We start from the raw sequence: 14,816 nt of genomic DNA, 5'->3' as shown, positions 1-14,816 counted from the left end.
GGCGGTCATGGTGGATGACTGTTGGCCGGGGTCGGACCCTCCGGGCGACGCGAGCGGGGGTGCTCACACCGTCTGGAAATGACGGGCCCGGGCACCCCTCTTCCTTTGCCGGGCGACCACCGGCGGCACGGGGACGCGGCGCCACCACCGATGCCCGGGGAGATCGAACTCTGGAGCATTGTGATCACCCGTCCCGTTCGGCGTATCGCCCAAGCAGCGGTGGTGACGACCCTCGTCGCCGGAGCCGTTGGCGTCTCTCACTTCGACAAGTCCGTCACCCTCTCGGTGGACGGCAAGGCCTCCACCGTGCACGCCTTCGGCAGCACGGTCGGCGACGTCCTCGCGAAGCAGGACATCAAGCTCACCTCGCACGACGTGGTCGTGCCCGCCCCCACCGCGAAGGTGTCCGACGGCCAGAAGATCGTCGTGCGCTACGGGCGCAAGCTGACCGTGACCGTCGACGGTGCGACCCGCGAGTACTGGACCACCGCCACCTCGGTCGAGGCGGCGCTGCAGGAGCTGGGCATCCGTGCCGACTCCGCCAAGCTCTCCACCTCGCGCTCCATGACGCTGGGTCGCAGCGGCCTGGCGCTCTCCGTGACCACGCCCAAGGACGTCGTCGTCCGCGTGGACGGCAAGAACCTCACCGAGACCACGACCAGCACCACTGTCGGTGCGGCCCTCAAGGAGCTCGGCGTCACCTTCGACTCCAACGACCGGGTGTACCCCGCCTTGTCGCGTCCGGTGACCAAGGGTCTCAAGATCGCCGTCGCTCGCGTCTCCACCGCGACCGTCAAGACGACCGTGCCGATCGCCGCCCCGGTCTCCAGGAAGTCCGACTCCAGCCTCTTCAAGGGCCAGAGCAAGGTCGTCCAGAACGGCGCGGACGGCGCGAAGGTCGCCACCTGGCGCGTCACCAAGGTCGACGGCAAGGTCAAGAGCAGGAAGTGGCTCACCTCCGTCGTGACCCAACGTCCCGTCACCCGCGTCATCGCGGTGGGCACCAAGGCGCGTCCTGTCGCAACGCCTCCGCCACCGTCCGCGGGCAACACCTCCGGCGCCGGCATCAACCTGTCGAACGCCGCCATGTGGGACCGCATCGCGCAGTGCGAGTCGACCGGCAACTGGTCGATCAACACCGGCAACGGCTACTACGGCGGCCTGCAGTTCGACCTGCAGACCTGGCTCGGCGCCGGCGGCGGCGACTTCGCCTCCCGCCCCGACCTCGCCTCCCGCGAGGAGCAGATCACGGTGGCCAACCGCGTCTACGCCGACCGCGGCCTCTCCCCCTGGGGCTGCGCCCACGCGGCCTGAGTCCCTCGGCAACACCCAGCAGCACCACGGCGCCCCCGACCAGCCGGTCGGGGGCGCTGTCGCGTCCGGACCGGGCGCCGGGCTCCCCTAGAGTTCTCGCCATGGCGGAGCAGACCAGCGGCTACCTCGGGGCCGCGCAGATCCGCGAGATCGCTGCCGGGCTGGGGATGCGCCCGACCAAGCAGTGGGGCCAGAACTTCGTCGTCGACGCCAACACGGTCAAGCGCATCGTGCGGATCGCGGGCGTCGGCCCGGGGGACAGCGTCGTCGAGGTGGGTCCCGGCCTGGGCTCCCTGACGCTGGCGCTGCTGCCCGAGGTCGGCCACGTCACCGCCGTCGAGGTAGACCCGACGCTCGCCGAGGCCCTGCCCGGCACCGTGCAACGGCTGGCCCCCGCATACGCCGACCGGCTGACGCTGGTGCACGCCGACGCCATGCAGGTGCGCGAGCTCCCCGACCCGCAGCCGACGGCGCTGGTCGCCAACCTGCCCTACAACGTCTCCGTGCCCGTGGTCCTCACCTTCCTGGAGTCCTTCCCGACCCTGGAGCGCGTCCTCGTGATGGTGCAGCTCGAGGTCGCCGAGCGGCTCGCCGCCGGCCCCGGCTCCAAGGCCTACGGCGTGCCGAGCGTCAAGGCCGCCTGGTATGCCGCGGTGCGGCTCGCGGGGACGGTGCCCCGCAGCGTGTTCTGGCCGGTACCGAACGTCGAGTCGGGCCTCGTGCTGCTCGAGCGACGCGACCCTCCGTCGACCGACGCCTCCCGTCGAGATGTCTTCACGTGCATCGACGCGGCCTTCGCCCAGCGCCGCAAGACGTTGCGCGCAGCACTCGCGGGCTGGGCCGGCTCAGCCGTACGGGCCGAGGAGTGCCTGCGGGCTGCGGGGATCGACCCGCGCACCCGTGGCGAGCAGCTCGGCATCGAGGAGTTCGCCGCCATCGCCTCCGCTCGCGCCGCCCTCGGCGACTGAGCCCGCCCGCGGACGCGATCCAGGCGCTCTGCCCGGCCGAGCCGACCCCGAGCGCGTCAGCGCAGGAGGCAGGTGACGATCCCGGGGCCAGCTTGGCTCCGGACCAGCGCCGTGGCCCGGACCCGTCCCACGTTCCACTCCAGCCAGTCGGTGCCACCGCCCGCCCCGGCCGGGCAGGTGACGCCCGGCGCGGTCACGCCGACCAGCGCCGGCGCTGCGTCGGGGGAGAGGTCCGCGAGGTACTGGTAGTCGACGGGCGTGGTGGCCTCGGTGCGCGACAGGTTGTGCTCCGCGATCCAGAGGTCCGGGTTGAGGACGGCGAGCCCCAGGAGGCCGACCGCGCCGAGCCGTACCGCCGCTGGCACGAGCCAGTCACGGGCCCGCACCACGCGGGTGGCCAGCACCAGCAGCAGCACGGCACCGAGCCAGCCCTCGAAGACGGACACGAGTAGGCGCAGCCGGGTGAACCCGTACGCCTCCTCGTAGAGGCTCATCCGGTGCAGGGCGGAGGCGACGACGACGAGCGTCATGACGCACAGCGCTCCGAGGGCGACGTCACGCCGCCGGCCGGGCGCGGCCTTGCGGGCGGCCCAGGCGACCACGGTGAGGGTGAGGATCGTGGCCACCGTGAGCTGGCCGAAGCCTTGGTGCACGTAGTCGGCGTACGTGAGTCCCGTGGTCCGCTGGAGGTAGTCGTGGCCGCCGAACAGGGCCGTCGCCTGGGCGACGAGGAAGAGGGCGAAGACCGCGTTGACGACGCTCACGGGTGCCAGCCACTCGAAGTCGCGCCGGCTCTGCCGCAGTGGCAGCTGGAGGCGGTCGACCGCCGGCGGCGCCAGGCCGACGAAGGCCGCGGCCAGGGTGCCCGCTGCCACGAAGACGGCCAGGACGGTGCGGGCCGGCAGGTCGTTCCAGGTGATGTCAGGGGTCAGGGCGTCCACCCAGGAGGCGAACAGCGCGTCGGCGGAGGCGAAAAGCGCCCCGAACACGAGGAGCAGGACGACGGAGATGAGTACGGCGCGGACGGCGGGCACCCACGCCTGGATGCTGCTGCGGGGTCGTACGGTGCGCCCCAGCCAGGGCAGGCCGCGGACCGCGGCCAAGGGCACCGCGACGGCCGAGGCGAACAGGCCCACGACCGTGCGGGCGCGGGTCGACCCGACCGCCACGAGGGCCAGCGCCGCGAGCAGGCACAGCACCGTGATCCACTCCGCGCTGCGCACGAACAGCGTCGCGAGCAGCAGGCCGGCAACGACCGCGTCGGCGGTGTCGAGCCGGGTCCAGCGGGCGGTGCGGCGCAGTGCCCGAGCCACGAGAACCGTTGCGACGACAGCGGCGAAGACCAGCGTGGTGCCGATGCCTGCCGTCCGGTTGGGCAGGACGGCAGCAGCGAGGACCCCGGTGGCCGCAGCCGCTGCCACCAGGCCGGGACGGCCGTCGCCGGCGTCGGGCCACACCGTGGCGACGGCGTCGCGGGCCGGGGCAGCCGGGGGCGGCTGGGACGGGGCCGGCGGGGTGAGCGTGCTCATGACGGGCTCCTTCGTGGTGACGGGTCGGTCGGGGTCGGAGGGCAGCAGCACCTGGATCCGGCAGCCCTGCTCGCTGTCGCCGACGGCGATGGTGCCGCCGTGCAGCTGGACGACCCAGCGCGAGATGGCCAGCCCGAGGCCGGTTCCGCTGGCGTGCGCGGCGCTGGTGGTGAACCGCTCGAAGACCAGGCCCCGCTCGGCAGGGGCGATCCCGGGTCCCTCGTCGATGACGTCGAGGCTCACCCGGCCCTCGCGCGCAGCGGCCACCACACGCACCTCGCCGCCGACCGGGCTGTGCCGAGCCGCGTTGTCGAGCAGGTTGGCGAGCAGCTGGTGGAGCCGGTCGGGGTCTGCCGGCACCCGCAGGCCCGGCGGCTCGACGACGACGGTGTAGCGCAGGGAGTCGACCCGCGCCTGGGCGACGGCGTCGTCGAGCAGGTCGCTGACCTCGACCTCGGCGAGGCGCAGCGGCACCACGCCCTCCTCCACGCGCGACAGGTCGAGCAGGTCGCCGATGAGCCGCCCGAGGCGCTCGGTCTGGGCCAGGGCCGAGCGCAGCTCCTCGGGCCCCGGCTGGCTGACACCGTCGACGAGGTTCTCCAGGACGGCCTGCAGCGCGGAGATGGGGGTGCGCAGCTCGTGCGAGACGTTGGCGACCAGGTCGCGCCGGTGCCGGTCGACGAGCTCGAGGGTGGCCGACATCCGGTTGAACGCCCGCGCCAGCTCACCCACCTCGTCACCCGAGGTGGCCCGAACCCGTTGCGAGTAGTCACCCTGCGCCATACGCTGCGCCGCCACGGTCATCTCCCGCAGCGGGGACGTCATGCCGCGCGCCAGCAGCTGGGTCAGCACCAGCGCCACGCCGACGGCGAGCGGGACGGTCGCCCACGGCGAGACGCCGAGCCGGGTGCCCACGACGGCCAGCACCGAGGCGACCGTGATCGTCGCCGCGACCAGGAGCCCGAGCTTGGTCTTGATGGAGCGGGCCGGGTCGAGCGGGCGCAGGTCGTACCTCATGTGCCTGGCTCCAGTGCGTAGCCGACACCGTGCACGGTGCGCAGCCGATCCGCACCGAGCTTGCGGCGCAACGACTTCACGTGGCTGTCGACCGTGCGCGTGCCCGACGCGTCGGCCCATCCCCACACCTCCGCGAGGAGCGCCTCACGGCTGAGTACGGTGCCGGGCCGGGCCGCGAGGCAGGTGAGGAGGTCGAACTCGGTCGGGGTGAGGTGGACCTCCTCGTCGCTGGCCCAGACCCGGCGCTGCGCGCCGTCGATGCGCAGGCCGTTGACGGTCGTGGGTGCCTGGCCTGCGGTCGCGGCGGCAGCGCGCTCGACCCGTCGCAGCAGCACCCGCAGCCGCGCCACGAGCTCGCGCATGGAGAACGGCTTGGTCATGTAGTCGTCCGCGCCGATGCCGAGCCCGACGAGCAGGTCGGTCTCGTCGTCGCGGGCGGTGAGCATGAGGACGGGCACGGGGCGCTCGGCCTGCAGCCGGCGGCACACCTCGAGGCCGTCGAGGCCGGGCAGCATGATGTCGAGCACGACGACGTGCGGCTCCCAGGCCGCGGCGACCTCGAGGGCGCCCAGCCCGTCGTGGACCTTCCGCGGCTCGAAGCCCTCGGCGGCCAGGCGCGCGGTGACGGCGTCGGCGATGGTCGGCTCGTCCTCGACGACGAGGACGCGGGGTGGCTGGCTCACGTCGTCGAGACTAGAAGGGCCGTGCGCAGCCCCGGCGGAGAACGTGTGGAGGTTCTGTGCAGATCCGCGGATCCGCAGCCCCTGCCCGTCCCCGTTAGGGTTGCCGCCATGACGTATGCCGAGCTCGCGCCGCCCCAGGTGACGGTGCGCGTCCCCGGCAAGGTCAACCTCGAGCTCATGGTCGGGGCGCCCCGTGAGGACGGCTACCACCCGCTGTCCACGGTGTTCCACGCCGTGAGCCTGTTCGACGAGGTGACCGTGGTCACCGCCGAGGAGTGGGGCGTCGGGGTCACCGGCCCGCAGTCGCTCGGCGTGCCCGTCGACGAGAGCAACCTGGCGCTGCGCGCGGCGCGGCTGCTCGCCGAGGTGGGCAAGGTCGCCGAGCCCGTGCACGTGAGCATCCGCAAGGACATCCCCGTCGCCGGGGGCATGGCCGGGGGCTCGGCCGACGCCGCCGCGACCCTCGTCGCCTGTGACCGGCTCTGGAGCCTGGCCCTGCCGCGCACCGAGCTCGAGCACCTCGCCGCCGAGCTCGGCAGCGACGTCCCCTTCCTGCTGTCCGGCGGCACCGCGATGGGGTCCGGCCGCGGTGAGGTCCTCGCCCCGGTCCTCGGGCGCGGCAGCTACCACTGGGTGTTCGCGCTGAGCGAGGGCGGCCTGTCCACCCCCGCGGTGTATGCCGAGTGCGACCGGCTCCGTGGCGACCGGCCCGTGCCGGCCCCCTCACCGAGCCCGGAGATGATGACCGCCCTGCGCTCCGGCGACCCCCGCGCCCTTGGGGAGGCGCTGAGCAACGACCTGCAGGCGGCCGCGATCTCCCTCATGCCGGCGCTCGGCGACGTCCTCGACGCCGGGCTGGAGTTCGGTGCGCTCGGCGGGGTCGTGTCGGGGTCCGGGCCGACGGTCGCGTTCCTGGCCGAGGACAACGAGGCCGCCATCGACCTCGCCGTCTCGCTGACGGCCTCGGGCGCGGTCCAGGACGTGCGCCGGGCGACGGGCCCCGCCCACGGCGCCCACGAGATCAGCGCCCCCAGGCCCGGGTGACGGTGTCCTGATGGCCAACCTCATCAGCGTCGAGCGCGCCTCGCTCGCCCTCGGCACCGCCCAGGTCCTCGACGAGGTCTCCCTCGGTGTGCTCGGCGGCGACCGGATCGGCGTCGTGGGCCGCAACGGCGGCGGCAAGACCACGCTGCTGCGCGTCCTCGCCGGCCAGCGCGAGGTCGACTCCGGTCGGGTGACGCGCGCCGGCGTCTCCAGCGTCGGCGTCCTCGCCCAGGACGACGTCCTCGACCCCGGGCACACGGTTCGTGAAGCGGTCCTCGGCGACCTGCCGGAGCACGTCTGGGCGGGCGACCCGCGGGTCCGCGACGTCCTGACCGGGCTGCTCGGCGGCATCGAGGCGCAGGCCGTGGGCGGGCTGGAAGCCACCATCGGCCCGATGTCCGGTGGTGAGCGGCGCCGCCTCGCGCTGGCCCGGCTGCTCGTGCAGGACCCGACCGTGCTCTTCCTCGACGAGCCGACGAACCACCTCGACGTCGAGGGCGTGGCGTGGCTGGCCGAGCACCTCGTGCGCCACCGCGCCCGCCCCGACAACGCCGTGGTCGCGATCACCCACGACCGCTGGTTCCTCGACGCGATCGCCACGAACACGTGGGAGGTCGTCGACGGCAAGGTCAACGCGTTCGAGGGCGGCTACGCCGCATACGTCCTCGCGAAGGCCGAGCGCGAGCGGATGGCGCAGGTGACCGCCGAGCGGCGCGACAACCTGCTCCGCAAGGAGCTCGCCTGGCTTCGTCGCGGGGCGCCCGCCCGCACCTCCAAGCCCAAGTTCCGCATCGAGGCCGCCAACACCCTGATCGCCGACGAACCACCGCCACGCGACGACGTGGAGCTCATGCGGTTCGCGACGACGCGCCTCGGCAAGGACGTCGTCGACCTCCTCGACGCCACCGTCGCGCTCGGCGACCGGGTGCTCCTCGACCGGATCACGTGGCACCTCGCGCCGGGCGAGCGGGTCGGCATCGTCGGCGTCAACGGCGCGGGCAAGTCGACGCTGCTGCGCGCGGTCGCCGGCCAGCTGCCGCTCGCCTCGGGCAAACGCAAGCAGGGCGTCACCGTGCGCCTCGCCTACCTCACGCAGGAGGTGCGCGAGCTGGAGCGGTATGCCGACTGGCGCGTCATCGAGGCCATCGAGGACGTGCGCAAGTACGTCCGGCTCGGGGCCAAGGAGGTCTCCGCGTCACAGCTCGCCCAGCGGCTCGGCTTCACCGGCGGCCGCCAGCAGACGCGGGTGTCCTCCCTCTCGGGTGGCGAGCGGCGCCGGCTCCAGCTGACCCGGCTGCTCATGGACGAGCCCAACGTCCTGCTGCTCGACGAACCCACCAACGACCTCGACATCGAGACGCTGACCTCCCTCGAGGACGTCCTCGACGGCTGGGCCGGCACGCTGCTGGTCGTCTCCCACGACCGCTACCTGCTCGAGCGCGTCTGCGACCGGCAGGTCGCCCTCCTCGGTGACGGCAGGGTCCGCGAGCTGCCGGGCGGGGTCGAGCAGTACCTCGAGCTGAGGCACGAGGCGCTCGAGGCCTCAGCGCGCAGCGCCGCTGCCGCCTCGGCGTCCGCCGACACGGCACGCCCCCCTGCGGCAGCGGGCGCCCCGGCCGGCGCCAGCCCTGCGGAGCTGCGGGAGGCGCGCAAGGACATGGCCCGCATCGAGAAGCAGCTCACCCGGCTCGGCCAGCGTGAGGAGAAGATCCACGCGGCGATGGCCGAGGCGGCGACCGACCACGCCAAGGTGCTCGAGCTCAACGGCCAGCTGCGGGAGGTCGTCGACGAGCGCGAGACCCTCGAGCTGGAGTGGCTCGCGGCGGCCGAGGTCGTCGGCTAGGTCCTCCGCCTAGGCCTCGAAGGGCGACAGCAGGCGCCGCAGCATCGCGGCGAGCTGCTCGCGGTCGGCGCCGGACAGCTCGGCGAGCAGCGCGCGCTCGCGGTCGAGCAGGTCGGCCATCGCGGCGTCGACCGCCTCCTGACCCTCGGGGGTGAGGCGGACGATGACGCCGCGGCGGTCGTGCGGGTCGGGGCTGCGGCCCACGAGGCCGCGACGCTCGAGCCGGTCGACGCGGTTGGTCATGGTGCCGCTGGTGACGAGCGTCTGGCGGATGAGCTGGCCGGGGGAGAGCTCGTAGGGGTCGCCCGCGCGGCGCAGGGCCGACAGCACGTCGAACTCCCACCCCTCGAGGTGGTGCAGGGCGAACGCCTGCGCGCGGTCGAGGTCGAGCCGCCGCGCGAGGCGGGACACGCGGGAGAGCACCTGCAGCGGTGCGACATCGAGGTCGGGGCGCTCGCGACGCCAGGCGTCGACGATGCGGTCGACGTCGTCCGGCGGGGGAGCGGCGCCGGCGCCTCGAGGGGTCATGGCCCAACTGTACCCATCATCAAGTATCTTGATATCAAGATAAATCGGTGGCAGCATGGCGGCATGAACACGACCTGGGACCCGACGCAGTACGCCAAGTTCGCCGACCACCGCGGCCGGCCGTTCGTCGACCTCCTGGCGCGGGTGGGGGCGAAGGAGCCTGCCCTCGTCGTCGACCTCGGCTGCGGCAACGGTCCGCTGACCCTCGGGCTGGCGGACCGCTGGCCCGGTGCGCGGGTCGTCGGCGTCGACCACTCACCCCAGATGCTCGCCGCTGCAAGGTCGCTCGACACGGCGGGGCGGGTCGAGTGGGTGGAGTCCGACCTCGCCGACTGGGACCCGGCGAGCCTGGGGCAGGCCCCTGACGTCATCGTCACCAACGCCACCCTGCAGTGGGTGCCCGGCCACCTCGAGCTCGTGCGGCACTGGGTCGAGGGGCTGGCACCGAACGGATGGTTCGCCATGCAGGTCCCCGGCAACCACGACGCACCGTCGCACGCCCTCATGCGGGCGACTGCCGCGGACCACCCCGCCGCCGACCGACTCGCGCCGGCACTCCAGCGGCTCGCGGTCCTCGACCCCGCCGACTACGTCGAAGCGCTGGGAGCCCTCGGCCTGGAGGTCGACGGGTGGGAGACCACCTACCTCCACGTGCTCGATCCCCTTGCGCAGCAGGACAACCCGGCTCTGGAGTGGGTCCGTGGCACCGGCCTGCGACCGGTCCTGGAAGTGCTCACCGACGACGCGGAACGCGCCGCCTTCCTCGCCGACTACGACGCCAGGCTGCGCGCCGCCTACCCGCGCACGGCCATCGGGGTCGTGTTCCCGTTCCGGCGCGTCTTCGCCGTGGCGCACCGCCCGTCGGCTCCGCGGGCCTGAGCCGGGCTGCTACCTGGAAGCGGTGAGGCGCGGCTTGTTCTCCAGGTTGGCCAGGCCGTTCCACGCCAGGTTGACCAGGTGCGCGGCGACGTCGGCCTTCTTCATCTTGGGGGAGTCCAGCCACCACTGACCCGTCAGCGCCACCATGCCGACGAGCATCTGGGCGTAGAGCGGGGCGGTCCTGGGGTCCAGCTTCCGGCGCTTGAACTCCGCCGCGAGGATGTGCTCGACCTGGCTCGCCACGTCGGAGATGAGGCTGGCGAACGACCCGGTCGACTGCCCGGCGGGGCTGTCGCGCACGAGGATGCGGAAGCCGTCGGTCGAGCTCTCGATGTAGTCGAGCAGGGCGCTGGCCGCGCGCTCCAGCGTCTCGCGGCTGCCGAGGTCGGCGCTCAGGGCGCCGGTGATGCCGTCGAGGAGGGCGGCGATCTCCCGGTCGACAACGACGGCGTACAGGCCCTCCTTGCCCCCGAAGTGCTCGTAGACGACGGGCTTGGAGACCCCCGCCTTCGAGGAGATCTCCTCGACGGTGGTTGCCTCGAAACCCTTGTCGGCAAACAGTTTCCGGCCGACGTCGATGAGCTGCTCACGGCGCTGCTTGCCCGTCATCCGGGATCGGGCGCTCGTGCTCTTCTGCTTCTCCGGGGCGTCGGTCACACGGCTCATCATGCCCGCTGCCCTCGGCGGCGGTTGACCGTCCGCACATTGGCTACCCTGTGCTGGTCCCCGTGGGGGCGTTCCCCGGTTGGTCTGCTGGCAGGGCCCGCCTGACTTTGAATCAGGACAAGCGACGTAGGTTCGATTCCTACCCGGGGAGCCAAACGTGCAGGTCAGCGACCTGCCGGCTCAGCCGCGGTGTCGGAGGCCGCGTCCCTTGCTAACGGGTTTGCTAACAGCAGCTCGCCCGAGAGCTCGGGGTGGTCGACGACCGAGGCGAAGATCTGGGCGACCTCGATCGCCTGATCACGCAGCACGTGGGCGTAGACCCGCAGCGTGATGGCCGGGTCCGCGTGGCCAAGTCGGGCCGCAACGACGTGCACAGGGATGCCGGCCTGGAGCAGGAGAGTGGCGTGGACGTGGCGCAGGTCGTGCAGGCGGATCGGCGGCAGGACCGGCGTGCTGTGGCCCTCGTTCATGGTGGCAATGGTGCGACGCATCAGTGCCGCCGCCACCTCCGGGAAGAGGGGAGACCCGATCTCCATCCGGAAGACGTGGCCATCCTCCTGCCACGACCCGCAGGCGATCTCTCGCTCCTTGGCCTGACGCTCGGCGTGCTGTCGCAACACCGCCACGGTGCCGGCGTCGATCCCGACCGTCCTGACCCGGCCGCTCTTGGTCGTCCCCTCCACGCGCTTGCCCGCCACCATCGTCATCGAGCCACGGATCCGGATGTACGGGTCGTCGCCATCGAGCTGGACGTCCTCCCAGCGCAGGTGCAGCAGCTCGCCACGTCGGGCGCCGGTGTAGGCCGCCAGGCGGAAGAAGGGGAACAACCGGTGCGTCGACACCGCGTCGAGGAAGGTGCGCAGCTGCGCGGCGTCCCAGACGTCACGGACCTGCTCGATGGCCGGCGCCTTGGGCCGCTTCGCCCGCTCGGCCGGGTTCACGGGGAGGATGTGGTCGGTCCGGACGGCGTCGTTGAACGCCTTCCGGAGCACCGAGTGGACGTACCCCACCGTCCGAGGCGACAAAGGCTGCCCGTGCCGACCTCCGCCGGTCAACAGCGCCTGGTAGAGACCACTGAGGGTGCTGGGGCGCACGCTCTGGAGTCTCATCCGTCCGATCCGGGGAACCACGTAGGCGGCGATCAACGAACGGTAGTCCTCGTGCGTCTTCGGCTTCACCTCGAGCGAGTGCCCCGCGAGCCACTCGCGCAGGTAGGTCTCCACCGTGATCCGGCTCCGGTCGACGTACTCTCCGCGTCGAGCTGCAACTCGCGCCGCGTCCCGAGCCGCCTTGGCGTCGTCCTCCGTTCGGAAGCCGCCCACCCACCGAGGCTTGTTCGCCCCGGTGCTGTCGGTCACCCGGATGACGTACGACCAGGACGAGCCGCGCCGGATCACCCCGTCGTGCAGGCCAGGCATCAGGCCACGGACCGCAGTGAGTCGACGAAGGCCATCACGTCCGCGCCCCGCACCCGGCGAACCCGGTCAATCTTCACCGACGGGATCACGTTGGCCCTCACAAGCTCGTAGACCTTCGATCGGCTGAGGCTCAGGTGTCGAGCGACCTCCGGGACCGTGTAGAGCAACTTGTCATCCATCACTTCTCCTCTCCTCAGGCCGCGCCAGTCGCGGGCTGTTGGTTCACTGCCGAACTGTTGTCCACAGGCGGGTCGGTGCCGGTGGTGAGTGCTTGTTTGGCGGCCTCGTACTGGTCGCGGCGTCGTCGGTGTTCGCGTAGGGAGTCGATGACGACGGTCTGCCAGTCGGCGTGGGTGACGGGGACTTCTTCCCAGACGAAGCGGGGTCTGCCGTCGTCGGTGAGGGTGTCGGCGGCCATCCGGTCGGCGGTTTCGGGTTCGATGCCTGCGGCTTGGAGGACTTGTTCGACGACGGCGCGGCGGTCGGCTCTGTGTTGGGTGAGGGTCTTGCCGGACCAGCCTCGGGAGACCAGGACGCGGCGGCCGCCGAGGCCGAGGTGTTCGCGGTGGTGGGCCTTGGAGGTGCAGTGGCCGGGGACCAGGCCTGGGCCGGGGTCCTTGGGTTGGGTGCCGTAGCGCAGCCAGTTCGCGCAGCCCGGGGAGCAGGGCAGCCAGACGATCTGGTCGTGGAGGCGGTCGATGTGCGCCTCGTACGCCGGGTTCGGGGTGTCGTCGTCGGCGTAGGTCTCGGCGACGGCCTTGGTGAGGTACTTGGTCAGGTATCGCACGGCCCGGTCGGAGTCCTTGGTGCCGGCGAGGATGCCTTTGACGTCGACCTGCCGCCCGAACGTCACCACGTGCGCGGGTTCGGCCGTCGGATCTTCGTCGACAGCGGCCAAGGCTCGCTCCCAGGTCGGGAGGGGCCAGCCGGTGTCGGGGTCGCGGTAGTGCCCGTCGTCCCAGATCGGGGTCCGCTCGACGTACACCGGGTGCTCCATCTGGGGCCACCACAGGGCGAGGTAGGTGGCTTGGGTGACGGCCTTGACGGTGGCGCGGGGGATCGCACCGCGCAGGGCGACGTGGAAGTGCGGGGCGAGGCGCATCTGGGCTTCGATGGCGCCGAAGTACTGCACCCGGTACCCGGCGGCTCGGCGCAGGTTTTGGAACCAGCGGTCCATCAGCTTGGGGAAGTGCAGTGCGTCGAGGGCGGCACGGCGGTAGTCGTACCGCTCGGGTCGGGCCGGGACGCCTTGCCCGGGTCGGATCCGGCCGTAGGAGTCCAGGGTGAGGGTGACGAACATCGAGGGCCGGTACGTCTTGCCGTCGGGGGCGGTGAACACCGTCCCCACCGTCCGATCGGCGATCTCCTGCTGTGGCAGCTCGGGCATGCCCTCGAGACGGCGTGTGGACCGCACCCGTCGTGACCCGGAACCGTCCTTGGCGTCCGGGTCATGCTGGTCGTCCTCGAGCCCGTCGGTGACGTCGTCCGCCTCGTCTGGCTCTGGCGTCGCCTCCTCGGCGTCCGCGGCAGCGAAAGAGGGTTCTGGCTCTTCGGTCAGGTGCCAACCCTCGGTGCACTGACTGGTCCGCAGCCGGCGAGCCTTCGCAGCGCACGCCGGGCAGCGAGACTCCAGCGTCGAGCCGCAGTCCAGCGCCCGCACCACAGATCCGCCAGTGACACGGTCCGTGACCCTGCGCAGCACCGGGCGGGTGCACACACCCTCCCGTGACGCGATGTGCCTGATCGCGTGATCAGGGATCTGCAGCTTGGCCATAGGAACCATTGAGACGCCACAGGTGCGCTCAGTCCACTAACTGTCCACCCAGACTGAGGATCTTGACCAAGACTTGAAAGTCGCTGCAAGCCAACGACTTTCGCCAGCCGTCGACTGGCGCAAGTTAGTCGGAACTAGCCAAAGACAACCGGCAATGACCGCTGTTGTCACGATAGGCAGTCAGAGATTCGGATGCGCTGGTCTTATGGAGTGCGACCCTCAGGTCGAATCGTGCGTGTGCTTGCGCTTGGGTGCGAATCGGGTGGTCATTGACGCGCGGCCCTGGGCTCCTGCAATCACGGGACGCCAGACGTGAAATGCAGCAGCCAGGACCACGGTCCACATGACTCCCACGAAGTAGCCGGCGACCACGTCGGACACGAAGTGGGCTGCCAGCGCCACACGCGAGTACCCAATGACCAGCGTCGCCACGACAGCCACGACGACGGACGCCCGACGCATGCCGGAGGAACGCAACCAGGGCCACAACACGAAGAGAGCCACGGTGAACCCAGTTGCCGCTGCTTGGGCGTGGCCACTGGGAAAGCTCTGCCCAGGAAGGTGCACGAACGGGTGCGCCACCACTGGCCGGTGTCGGTTGACCATCGCCTTGAGCAGAGTGTTCAGCAACGAGGAGCCGGCGTTCGCCACCAGCACGAACGCAGCAGCCCGGATCCGTCGCCTCGCCAGCAGCCAGGCGATGAGCGCAACCGACACGACCTGCCAGCCGAGGGCGCCACTGACGGCGCTGACAGCGGTCATGAACGAGGTGACGCTCGGATGGGCGAGCCCGTACGAGTGCAGGTCGTCGCGCGCAGAGTTGTCGAGCTCGAGCAGCGGAGTCCACTTGCTCTCGACGGTGAGCAGCAGCGGGAGCACGACGAGCATCCCGGCAACCACGGCGACCCCTGCTGCCGTCGCCCGCATCGCCAGCTGACGATCAACGCCCCCTTCCGGAATCCTCGACGCGTTCGAGGCAGGCATGTTCGGCCCCGACGCGTGAGAGGGCCGGGTATTGGTGGTTGGGTCACTCATGACTACTCCTTGGCCGTTGACCACATGATGGTGCACCCGCCCAGTTGTCGCTCGCCTCGATGAGGACCTTGAAGTCATGCAGACCCTCCGCGTCCACCGACGTGGGGCGGGTTAGCGC

General features: G+C 71.6%; 13 protein-coding genes and 1 tRNA gene. 6 read left to right on the top strand and 8 right to left on the bottom strand.

The features are described 5' to 3' along the window. The first annotated feature begins 222 nt into the window (after positions 1 to 222). Positions 223 to 1,314, top strand: a complete 1,092-nt coding sequence (locus tag AB4Z02_RS05640; RefSeq protein WP_441969954.1) for a ubiquitin-like domain-containing protein — start codon at positions 223 to 225, stop codon at positions 1,312 to 1,314. 101 nt (positions 1,315 to 1,415) lie between these two features. Then, positions 1,416 to 2,282, top strand: coding sequence for a 16S rRNA (adenine(1518)-N(6)/adenine(1519)-N(6))-dimethyltransferase RsmA (gene rsmA / locus AB4Z02_RS05635; protein ID WP_441969952.1), 867 nt, complete (start codon positions 1,416 to 1,418; stop codon positions 2,280 to 2,282). 56 nt (positions 2,283 to 2,338) lie between these two features. Here rsmA and AB4Z02_RS05630 read toward each other — a convergent pair whose 3' ends face one another. Both AB4Z02_RS05630 and AB4Z02_RS05625 read right to left on the bottom strand, forming a co-directional pair. After that, positions 2,339 to 4,828: a DUF4153 domain-containing protein gene (locus tag AB4Z02_RS05630; protein ID WP_441969950.1), complete on the bottom strand. Its 2,490-nt coding sequence runs from the start codon at positions 4,826 to 4,828 to the stop codon at positions 2,339 to 2,341. Beyond that, positions 4,825 to 5,511 carry a response regulator transcription factor gene (locus tag AB4Z02_RS05625; protein ID WP_056881867.1) on the bottom strand — a complete coding sequence of 229 codons (687 nt, stop codon included), beginning with the start codon at positions 5,509 to 5,511 and terminating at the stop codon, positions 4,825 to 4,827. Before AB4Z02_RS05625 ends, AB4Z02_RS05630 begins: the two co-directional genes overlap by 4 nt. Before the next feature lie 108 nt (positions 5,512 to 5,619). On the opposite strand from AB4Z02_RS05625, the gene AB4Z02_RS05620 reads away from it, so the two are divergent. Next, positions 5,620 to 6,555: a 4-(cytidine 5'-diphospho)-2-C-methyl-D-erythritol kinase gene (locus tag AB4Z02_RS05620; RefSeq protein WP_056881866.1), complete on the top strand. Its 936-nt coding sequence runs from the start codon at positions 5,620 to 5,622 to the stop codon at positions 6,553 to 6,555. A gap of 10 nt (positions 6,556 to 6,565) precedes the next feature. Further along, positions 6,566 to 8,398, top strand: a complete 1,833-nt coding sequence (locus AB4Z02_RS05615) for an ABC-F family ATP-binding cassette domain-containing protein (protein WP_441969947.1) — start codon at positions 6,566 to 6,568, stop codon at positions 8,396 to 8,398. A gap of 9 nt (positions 8,399 to 8,407) precedes the next feature. Here AB4Z02_RS05615 and AB4Z02_RS05610 read toward each other — a convergent pair whose 3' ends face one another. Next, positions 8,408 to 8,926, bottom strand: a complete 519-nt coding sequence (locus AB4Z02_RS05610; RefSeq protein ID WP_056881864.1) for a MarR family winged helix-turn-helix transcriptional regulator — start codon at positions 8,924 to 8,926, stop codon at positions 8,408 to 8,410. A 63-nt stretch (positions 8,927 to 8,989) separates the two neighbouring features. Here AB4Z02_RS05610 and AB4Z02_RS05605 point away from each other — a divergent pair, with 63 nt between their 5' ends. Beyond that, on the top strand, positions 8,990 to 9,805 hold the full coding sequence (locus AB4Z02_RS05605) for a methyltransferase domain-containing protein (RefSeq protein ID WP_441969944.1): 816 nt from the start codon (positions 8,990 to 8,992) through the stop codon (positions 9,803 to 9,805). A gap of 9 nt (positions 9,806 to 9,814) precedes the next feature. On the opposite strand, the gene AB4Z02_RS05600 is transcribed toward AB4Z02_RS05605, so the two are convergent. Next, complete coding sequence (locus tag AB4Z02_RS05600) at positions 9,815 to 10,414, bottom strand: TetR/AcrR family transcriptional regulator (RefSeq protein WP_200949163.1); 600 nt, start codon at positions 10,412 to 10,414, stop codon at positions 9,815 to 9,817. Positions 10,415 to 10,543: 129 nt separating this feature from the next. Between AB4Z02_RS05600 and AB4Z02_RS05595 the strand changes: the two genes are divergently transcribed. After that, positions 10,544 to 10,625: transfer RNA gene (locus tag AB4Z02_RS05595), tRNA-Gln, on the top strand. Between the two features lie 10 nt (positions 10,626 to 10,635). On the opposite strand, the gene AB4Z02_RS05590 is transcribed toward AB4Z02_RS05595, so the two are convergent. The 4 genes from AB4Z02_RS05590 to AB4Z02_RS05575 all read right to left on the bottom strand — a co-directional run bounded on the left by AB4Z02_RS05590 (position 10,636) and on the right by AB4Z02_RS05575 (position 14,698). Then, positions 10,636 to 11,889: a tyrosine-type recombinase/integrase gene (locus tag AB4Z02_RS05590; protein WP_441969942.1), complete on the bottom strand. Its 1,254-nt coding sequence runs from the start codon at positions 11,887 to 11,889 to the stop codon at positions 10,636 to 10,638. Continuing rightward, on the bottom strand, positions 11,889 to 12,068 hold the full coding sequence (locus AB4Z02_RS05585) for a helix-turn-helix domain-containing protein (protein ID WP_406832217.1): 180 nt from the start codon (positions 12,066 to 12,068) through the stop codon (positions 11,889 to 11,891). The genes AB4Z02_RS05590 and AB4Z02_RS05585 overlap by 1 nt, the downstream gene beginning before the upstream one ends. Positions 12,069 to 12,082: 14 nt before the next feature. Continuing rightward, positions 12,083 to 13,663: a replication initiator gene (locus AB4Z02_RS05580; RefSeq protein ID WP_441969940.1), complete on the bottom strand. Its 1,581-nt coding sequence runs from the start codon at positions 13,661 to 13,663 to the stop codon at positions 12,083 to 12,085. A gap of 219 nt (positions 13,664 to 13,882) precedes the next feature. Next, positions 13,883 to 14,698, bottom strand: coding sequence for a phosphatase PAP2 family protein (locus AB4Z02_RS05575; RefSeq protein ID WP_441969938.1), 816 nt, complete (start codon positions 14,696 to 14,698; stop codon positions 13,883 to 13,885). Positions 14,699 to 14,816 lie beyond the last annotated feature (118 nt).

This window comes from Pedococcus sp. 2YAF34, assembly GCF_052114585.1.
Lineage (GTDB): Bacteria > Actinomycetota > Actinomycetes > Actinomycetales > Dermatophilaceae > Pedococcus.
The sequence above is the reverse complement of the archived record's forward strand: the minus strand, read 5'-3'. Positions and strand labels throughout refer to the sequence as shown.